Origin of the sequence: Comamonas odontotermitis (genome assembly GCF_014207855.1) — a bacterium.
Classification (GTDB): Bacteria; Pseudomonadota; Gammaproteobacteria; order Burkholderiales; family Burkholderiaceae_C; genus Comamonas; species Comamonas odontotermitis_A.
The window spans coordinates 1-8,238 of the sequence record NZ_JACHKZ010000052.1 but is presented as its reverse complement, the minus strand read 5'-3'; the positions used below and the strand labels follow the sequence as shown (position 1 = coordinate 8,238).

The following is an 8,238-nucleotide window of genomic DNA, read 5'->3' as shown; positions in this document are numbered from 1 at the left end:
ACCGAGCTGGGCACGCCCCAAACGGTGGCCGTGGCATAACTACGTCTGGGGTTTGGGGAGACTCAGTCTCAAACCGATTTATGCAACAAAGCCCACCTGATTCCATCATTGAACTCGACGCTCCCCACCTGAGCTTCGAGATGCAAGTGAGGTACATGAGTAGCAGCTTCTCCAAAGCTTGGCGGGATGGCTTGCAGTCCCAACGTCAGCAAAAGCGCAACAATGACAAGAGCAGCTTCTGATCGCTTTGAATCAGAGGATCAACCGCTCCCTACATTCAGCACTCCCGTGCTGACTTCGCATGTGCTCGCGCCATGCTAGAAAGGTGTCGCCAGGATGGACTCAGCACGAGAGCGACTGATTGAATTGGTGCACGAAATTGTCACCACATATGGAGACCCAGAACAAGCAGCGCAATTCGACGCGGCTCAGTGGCTGGATGACTGGCTGAACAGGCCTCAGCCATCTTTGAACATGGCAAAGTCGGCGGATCACATCCTGACCGAAGAGGGTCTTGCTCAAGTCGAAACATTGCTCAAGCGCATGGCTGTTGGTGCATTTGCTTGAGGTGCGGCCACGAGCGGCAGATGAACGATCTCTGACGTCAGACCCAGATGCCTAATAGAACCCGATCATGAGTAAGCAGCGATATTCAGAAGAATTCAAAAGTGAAGCAATTAAACAGATCAACGAATACGGCCGTACCGTGGCTGATGTTTCGGATCATTTTGGGGTCAGCCAGCACAGCCTCTATCAGTGGCTCAAAGTACAAAGATCGTTTCTCGAAAAAGAGGAGTCGCAACTCTCACAAAGCGCAGAATTGCGCTACCTGAAAAAAGAGCTCAAGCGGGTGACCCAAGAGCGCGACATTTTAAAAAAGGCTGCAACGTATTTTGCAAAACAAATTCAAATGAAATAGGTAATTTTAATCGCATTAATTCTGAGCCGTCGTTTGGTTTCCTGCATTGAATTTCATGCAGGAATGCCCCCCTGAAACGGGGAGCCAATTCATTATTGACAAAGCACCCGTTGCCGCTCGTTTACTCAGTATCCTCCATACAATAAGAAACGCCCGGCATCACCGGGCGCTTCTATTGTTAACGCAGGACTATGCAGCTCAGGGCCTGCGGCTCCTGACATGGAATAAACCAAACCCGAATACCAGCAGCGTCATTAGCACCAACATGTGGTTGTTGAGACTTGGCACTGGAGCCGCTGCTGAACCATCCGAATTCGCAGCCGTCAATGGGGTAGTGACGATAATGCTGACTAGACCATTGGCTATGGTCACAGCAGGATTGTTTTGGTACGTCGAGGCACCCCATATATATCCACCAGGAGCTGGAGGCATCACGCCTGTCTCAGTTGCGGTGCAACTTGCAGCAGCTGGAAGGCTGTTGAAGACTGCTGGCGTGCTTACTCCATTCGTCACAGTAATGGTCAAGGGGAACGTCCCGTCGACTCCGCAATTCAGGGAAAAATTGAACACTCCGTTGATCTGTGCAATAGCATCTGCGGGGCCGTTGAACAGCTGGCTCAAATCCAGACTACTGGTCTGGCGTTGCAAGGTATTTGTCACACGTACGGCCACAGGCGCGGATGCCAGTATCGCCGTTGGGCTAGGGCTGATGACGGGGGTACCAACCCAAACGTAGCCTGCTGGTGCTGCGGGCGGAGGGCTTTCCGTCACGGTGCAAGCATCCCCGTCGAAGAAACTCAGCACTGCACTATTGGCGCTGGTGCTACCAGCCTCAACCATGGCAGACCAGTTTTGGGGTGCTTGTGCGCCGCAGGTGACCGTGCCACTAAAAGTGAGTGGTGCGGGCAAACCACTAAGAGGTAGGCCTGTGATGCTCTTACTGACTGTCAAAGGCGCACTAGTGTTGAATATCTGGAGATTAACCGAGCTGCTATTTGAAGAGGCAACAGGATCCACAACGCCTGAGGGGGCTGCAGCATAAGCAACGTTTGGATAGGTTCCGGGAACATTTCCGGCGGAGCCTACGATCGTGAATCGCACTTGGCCACCATTGCCAATTGCTGATATCACGCTGCTGAGGGTCCGCGAGGCACTGTCATAGTTTACGGCCCCGCAAGTGCCAGGAGCTATCTCGACAGCACAGGTTGCGCTGCCATAGATAAAGCCATTTGGCAGCGGATCAGAAAACGTCACATTGCTAACATCTGCAGGCCCGGCGTTCACGACGCTGACCGTGTATGTGACCGCATCGCCGCTTTGTACTGTGACCGGTGCCACGGTCTTGTTGGTGGAAATATCTGCACACACAAACGGCTGCTCAACCAGAGTTTCATTATTGGATCGCTCGGGGTCTGTGACACCAGCCGGTGCAGACGCCCTGAAAACATTTTGAATGGTTCCATTGGCGGACGAGCAGGCAGAAGTCATGTTCGCCACCATCGTGTAGGTGATGGTGATAGCGCCGCCTGACGGCAAGGTAGGCACATTGGTCTGGAACAAATAGCCTGCACCTCCAACCTGACCGGTGTAGTTTTGAAATGTACTGTTGTCCGGACATACGGCGCCATTGGACGCCGTGCATCCAGCAAAGCTGTACACCGCATTCAGCTGCACACCCGCATTGTATGCATAGGGGTAATCCAAAATAAACGCGCCATCTGCTGCCGCTGGACCATTGTTGGTTAATGTCATTCGGTAAGTGACTGTCTGACCAGCGACGAAGGTATCGGAACTCTGCGTTTTGATGGCAACCAAGTCTGCTTGCGGGCAATCGGCCGTTGCACCTACGGCCTGCTCCACTTCAGCGCGATTGTTATAGGGGTCAGGGTCTGTCACCCCCGCAGGCAACCCGCGAACCTGAAACACATTCTGTAGTGGCCCGGAAGGTAGCCCACATTGCAAGGGAGCGTTTGCCACCATGGTGTAGGTGATGGTAATTGCACCTCCCGATGGCAAGGAGGGTACTGTTGTGTTGAATAAATAGCCTGCGCTTCCCACCAAGCCTGTGTAATTTTGGAACGCACTGACATCCGGACATGCTGCACCGTTGGTTGCGGCACAGCTTACAAAGCTGTAAGTCGCGTTGACATTGGCTGCAGCCGTACCGCCATAGCCATAAGGGAAATCTTCCATCCGCGTGCCATCAGCAGCCGTCGGGCCATTATTGGTTAGCGTCATGGTGTAGGTAACCGGCTGGCCTGGCACAAAGACATCAGAGCTTTGCGTCTTCGTCACCTCCAGGTCTGCTTGCGGACAAACGGGAGTGGCGGCCACCGCCTGCGCAACTTCCGCACGGTTGTTGCTTGGATCTGAATCGATTACGCCGGATGGCAATTCGCGTGTCTGAAACACATTTTGCAGTTGGCCCGCTGACAAACCGCAAGCAATAGGAGCAGTCGCGACCATTGTGTAGGTAATGGTGATCGCACCACCGGAAGGCAAGGCGGGTACCGTGGTGTTGAATAAATAGCCTGCGTTACGAACTTCGCCTGTGTAGTTTTGGAATGCACTATTGTCCGGACACGCTGCTCCGTTGATCGCTGTACAGCCGACAAAGCTGTAGGTGGCATTCACGCTGGCGGCTGACGTGCCCCCATTGCCATAGGGGAAATCTTCTATTCGTGTTCCATTCGCCGCCGCAGGGCCGTTATTGCTCAGCGTCATGACGTAGGTCACCGTCTGACCGCTTACAAAGGTATCAGAACTCTGCGATTTGGTTACCACTAAATCGGCGCCATAGTTCATTGCCGTACTAACCGAACTCGAATTGGAATCTGGCATCGGGTCTGTCACGCCTGAAGGCGTACTGACGGCTGCCGTGTTGGTCAGCGAGCTCGGGCCCGAAGTTGCAAAGTTCCCCTGAATCTGAATTGTGACCTTTCCAAGCGAAGGAAACGTGGGCAAAGTACCAGATACGGATGCATTGTTGGCCACGATGCTCGCAGGGCAAGTGGCTCCATTAGTGGCCGCAATACATGAGGCTGACACATTCACCACGCCAGCGGGCAAAGTATCTAAAAAGCTCGCGTTATTAGCCGCATTAGGTCCGTTGTTGTCGAGTATCAGGGTATACGTGAATGCCCCGCCTCCGGTGGCCGATGCAGGGCCCGACTTCACGATCTGCAGGTCAGCAGTTTGTCCCCATGCGATCACAGAAAAGGGCAGCAGCGCAATCGCGGCCCCAAACCTTCGAAGAAGGCTGCTGAGATATTTATTCGTCATTTAGATGCCTCTTGTGCGAAATTCAAAACTGCTAGAGCCTGCTGCAACAATCTTTCGAAAGTCCGTCATTTCTAAAAATTTAGTACTTAGCAAATGTACCCTTGGCAGTGAGCACTTGCAAATAATGTAAACAATACTTTCCATTTGCACGATAAGCCCCCATCACGAGGAATCAGGGTGAAGACACCCTGCATTTGGGCAAAGGCAGGCACAACCACCACCCCTCCGCGCACAGCGGTTCGGTTGACAACTGCCGCGAGCTGCTCCAGCGTGTCGCCCACCGGATGACGGCGGTCTCCATAGGTAGACTCAATGACGACATCGTCCGCAGGTGATGATGGCACCGGCGCCCGCATGATCAGATCGTCATTGCGCCCAAGATCCCCTGAGAAGAGAATGCTGCCGCCCAGCCATTCGATTCGCGGACTACAGGCGCCCAGGATATGGCCCGCTCGTGACAGTCGCCATGACCAGCCCTTCCAGGGTGAACACTCCGAGTCGAAAGGCAACGGTACAAAGTGCTTCAAAGCTGTGTGCGCATCCTCCTCTGTATAAAGCGGCAATGCGGGTTTATGACGCGAATGGCCATGCCGGTTTGCGAACTCTGCCTCCTCTTCCTGAAGGTGCCCCGAGTCGGGAAGCAACAGTTCACACTGCTTATAGATTGCCTCAGTAAAGTACACACGCCCAGTGAAGCCAAGTTGCATGAGCCGCGGGATGAAACCACTATGGTCGATGTGCGCGTGAGTCAAGAGCACTGCATCGATCGCTGCGGCATCCACTGGCAGCGGCTCGCGGTTACGCAGCCGCAGATGCTTGACGCCCTGAAAAAGGCCGCAATCAACCAGTAATTGCCGACCGGAATGCGAGAGCAGATATTTTGAGCCAGTTACGGTGTCTGTGCCACCCAGGAAATCGATACGCATGGTGACCTCTGGCTTAGTGCGTCATCAGTACAGGAATGGTCATGGTCTGAAGCATCGACCGCGTAACTCCACCCATGACCCATTCACGTGCTCGGCTATGTCCATAGCAACCCATGACCAATAGATCCGAGCCAATATCAGCCGCGCTCGACAGCAAGCTGTTGCATATATCCGACTCCTCCGCACTCTTAGAGTGCAGCGTCACAGAAGCTACTCCGCGCACATGCAAGCTGTCGCGCAGTTTGCTCAATGATGCCTGCGCATCGGAGCCATAGGAGATTGCATGCACCTCCCGGGCTCGAAGCAGCCATGGCAAGACCGTCGAAACAGCGCGTGCTGCTTCGGGTGTTTCCTTCCATGCAATCAAAACGCTTCGTCCAATGTCCGGCCATGATCCAGCTTATGGCGACACCATAGCAGGCATGCCACTTAGCTGCGACTTTTCATGCAATGGACTCTGGGCTGTCCATTGCTGTGATTCCAGCAATCTGACCGCACAAACGAAAAAAAGAGCCTCCCGGGCGCCGTATTTGGCACCCGGGAGGCTTTATCCAACCCGCTAAGCGGCTTTCTTTGGGATTAGCTCTGGCGGCGGTTTCGGTACACACCAAGCATTGCCAATATGAATGACAGTGTCACCAAGCCCCACTCCTGCAGCGAGGGAACTGGCTCTGCTGTTTTGATAGGTGCGGCGAAGCTTGCAACTGGCGTGCTCGCCACGTTGTCCGATAGAACCAATTCACCCGTCACCTGGCTAACCTGAGCGGTCATGTTCTGTGCGCTGAATACCGCATTTGCTTGTGCATTGAATGAGACGGAGGTGGTTCCGCCCAAGGCAGTCAGTGCACTCAGCGTGCATACCATGGAGGCAGCACTGATGCTGCAGTTGGCAGGCGCAGTTTGTGCTGGTGTAAAAACCATACCTGCAGGCAGTGTAATAGTCAGTTGCCCATCTGTACTGCCCAGGCCACCTTTGTTGGTTACCGTAACCTGGTACTGCGTGGTCTGGCCAATAGCCAGGCTGGTCGGTGCAATTGTCCAGGTTGGCGCCAGATTAGGGACTGGATTGATCGAGGCCGTTGCGGTTGCCGAGCAACCTGTGGATGCCGCGCAAACGCCTCCCGTGCCAGGAGCGATGGTTGCGGTATTGGTGAGACTCCCCGATTCTGCAACCGTACCGGACAGCGTGAATATCAACTGTCCTCCCGCGACAAGGTCAAAACCAATGGGCGCGCTACCTAGGGCTGCTGGGCATGTTGCGCCGCCTGAGGTGGAGCAAGTCCAACTCCCATTCAGCAAGCCTGATGGACTGGGATCTGCCAGGGTCGCCCCCGTAACATCCAGAGTTCCCAGGTTGCTCACGGTGATGGTGTATGCCGCGACTTCTCCCGGCACAAAAATGGGCTTGCTGACAGATTTTGTAATCTCCAGCGGGGATTCTGAGCAGGGAGATGCTCCTGAGCGAATATGGGCGAGCAGCCCGGAGGACCAGCCGTAATCGGCCATAGAAAAAATCACGGTGTTCAAACCGGTGACCCAGGGGCCATTAAGCTGGGCGGTTGCAGCAGAGCCCGCTCCAAATCCGGCTGCTGGTAACGTCTGAAAACTGTTGTTGATGAAGACACCCAGCATGGCATCATCGTTGTTGTAGTCCATGTTGAGCTTCAAGGCACTTGGTGGCACCTCTGGCGAAAGATTGAACTGCATTCGATAGTAGTTGGTGACCGCCGGGGTGTACGGGTAGCTATAAGGCGGCCGCGTATAGGTTACGCCGGTGGGGTCTGGAGATACCCAGTTGGTTTCGTTTCCAAGCGTAGTTGCAGAAACCCAGGCTGGAGAGATGTTGGCCGCATAAGGAACGCTGGTGGGCTTCCAAGTCGCGGTACTACCAGGGCCAATACTTCCTGACGGATCCGATTGCGTGCTTGAGACCCACCATTGCTGATCTTGGCTACCGTTTGCGAGAAGTTGGCCCGCGTCTTGGTCATAGCCGGTATTGAAAGATAAGGGGCTGGATTTACAAGTGATGGTCGGGATCGTCTGCGCTGCACTCATTCCGCTCAGAAGAAAGGCGAAAGCGGAAATCGAGAGATATGAGATTTTTTTGAATTTCATGATAAAAGTGATACCAAGAAGGCTTTAGAAACTCGGATCTGATCGGGGAATTTCCCAGGCATTCATGCACTGCATCAGTCACAGCATTTGGCTAAATAGACACTTAGAGCAGCTAACACAACCCAGTAAATCGTAGATTTGTGGTTGAGACTAGGCACAAGGCCGCAGCCAGTACAGACGTACGACAAGGCCAAGCAACGACGTACCAAGGGTTGTGTTAGCGGCTCTTAAGATAAGGTCGCTTCGCACGTTCAGTACGCCCACCAGTTGTTAGAGTGGGCTTGCATCCCCAGTTCGTCTCACTCATCTGACCTGCTTACCGTACGGATTCCCTGGCCAACTCTACAAACGACGTTTAGATAGTAATGACAATTACAGCATTCCATCATTAACAATTGTTAACCAATTACGTCATCGATTAGCAGTGGTGCTAACACGCAGCAGAAGTGTATTGCTCCGGGATTCCCGGAGGCTGTGTTGCTTAAGTCAGGCCACCAACGATGTGGCTTGACTGGGCGTTGTTGCACAACTCCAGCTCTGTAGCGCGGTAGGCTCGCCAGATGAGTGAATCGAGCTGGGAATACAAGCGTTAGACTGGAAGGCGTACAACGCAGCCTTGAAGGCCCGAGGTGACTTGAACATCTGGCTGGATAAAGACATGCAGCGGCTGGCTTCTGCGCGAGGCAAGCGTGGGCGCAACCGGACATTCTCAGATGCGTCCCTCCAGTTTTGCCTGACCATCAAATGCTTGTTTGGCTTGCCCCTGCGTCAGACATTTGGGCTGGTGCAGTCGCTGCTCAAAATGGCTAGCCTACGGGGCCTTCAGATTTCGCAGATGGGCACCATGGCTCTCCTTGGCCCTGACATACACAAATCTCGGCGCCATCATTACGTACGGCGCATGGCTTTGTTGCACAAATCCGGGCCGCAGCGGTAGTAGGCTCGGATGATGAGTGAGACGAACTGGGGTCGGCGCAAGTACCGCACCACAAACTG

Annotated in this window: 6 protein-coding genes and 1 pseudogene; 3 read left to right on the top strand and 4 right to left on the bottom strand. The window is 53.9% G+C overall.

Annotation, left to right across the window (positions count from 1 at the left end; genetic code table 11):
- The first annotated feature begins 336 nt into the window (after positions 1 to 336).
- Together HNP33_RS20560 and HNP33_RS20555 are read left to right on the top strand one after the other, a co-directional pair.
- A complete protein-coding gene (locus HNP33_RS20560) occupies positions 337 to 567 on the top strand; it encodes an MbcA/ParS/Xre antitoxin family protein (protein WP_184711724.1) in 231 nt (76 codons plus the stop codon).
- A gap of 67 nt (positions 568 to 634) precedes the next feature.
- A complete protein-coding gene (locus HNP33_RS20555; protein ID WP_184711723.1) occupies positions 635 to 919 on the top strand; it encodes a transposase in 285 nt (94 codons plus the stop codon).
- Between the two features lie 198 nt (positions 920 to 1,117).
- On the opposite strand, the gene HNP33_RS20550 is transcribed toward HNP33_RS20555, so the two are convergent.
- The 4 genes from HNP33_RS20550 to HNP33_RS20535 all read right to left on the bottom strand — a co-directional run bounded on the left by HNP33_RS20550 (position 1,118) and on the right by HNP33_RS20535 (position 7,242).
- Positions 1,118 to 4,201, bottom strand: coding sequence for a DUF5979 domain-containing protein (locus HNP33_RS20550; RefSeq protein WP_184711722.1), 3,084 nt, complete (start codon positions 4,199 to 4,201; stop codon positions 1,118 to 1,120).
- Positions 4,202 to 4,287: 86 nt separating this feature from the next.
- Positions 4,288 to 5,127, bottom strand: coding sequence for an MBL fold metallo-hydrolase (locus tag HNP33_RS20545; protein WP_184711721.1), 840 nt, complete (start codon positions 5,125 to 5,127; stop codon positions 4,288 to 4,290).
- Positions 5,128 to 5,140: 13 nt separating this feature from the next.
- Positions 5,141 to 5,332, bottom strand: a complete 192-nt coding sequence (locus tag HNP33_RS21135) for a universal stress protein (RefSeq protein ID WP_325064968.1) — start codon at positions 5,330 to 5,332, stop codon at positions 5,141 to 5,143.
- Between the two features lie 374 nt (positions 5,333 to 5,706).
- Complete coding sequence (locus HNP33_RS20535; RefSeq protein WP_184711720.1) at positions 5,707 to 7,242, bottom strand: IPTL-CTERM sorting domain-containing protein; 1,536 nt, start codon at positions 7,240 to 7,242, stop codon at positions 5,707 to 5,709.
- 560 nt (positions 7,243 to 7,802) lie between these two features.
- Here HNP33_RS20535 and HNP33_RS20530 point away from each other — a divergent pair.
- Positions 7,803 to 8,056 (top strand): annotated as a pseudogene (locus HNP33_RS20530) (transposase); the annotation flags it as partial.
- Between the last annotated feature and the right edge of the window lie 182 nt (positions 8,057 to 8,238).

Bases quoted from the DNA above. Each gene is read 5' to 3' on its own strand.
- HNP33_RS20555 (WP_184711723.1), top strand. From the start codon at position 635: ATGAGTAAGCAGCGATATTCAGAAGAATTCAAAAGTGAAGCAATTAAA.
- HNP33_RS20550 (WP_184711722.1), bottom strand. From the start codon at position 4,201: ATGACGAATAAATATCTCAGCAGCCTTCTTCGAAGGTTTGGGGCCGCG.
- HNP33_RS20560 (WP_184711724.1), top strand. From the start codon at position 337: ATGGACTCAGCACGAGAGCGACTGATTGAATTGGTGCACGAAATTGTC.
- HNP33_RS20545 (WP_184711721.1), bottom strand. From the start codon at position 5,127: ATGCGTATCGATTTCCTGGGTGGCACAGACACCGTAACTGGCTCAAAA.
- HNP33_RS20535 (WP_184711720.1), bottom strand. From the start codon at position 7,242: ATGAAATTCAAAAAAATCTCATATCTCTCGATTTCCGCTTTCGCCTTT.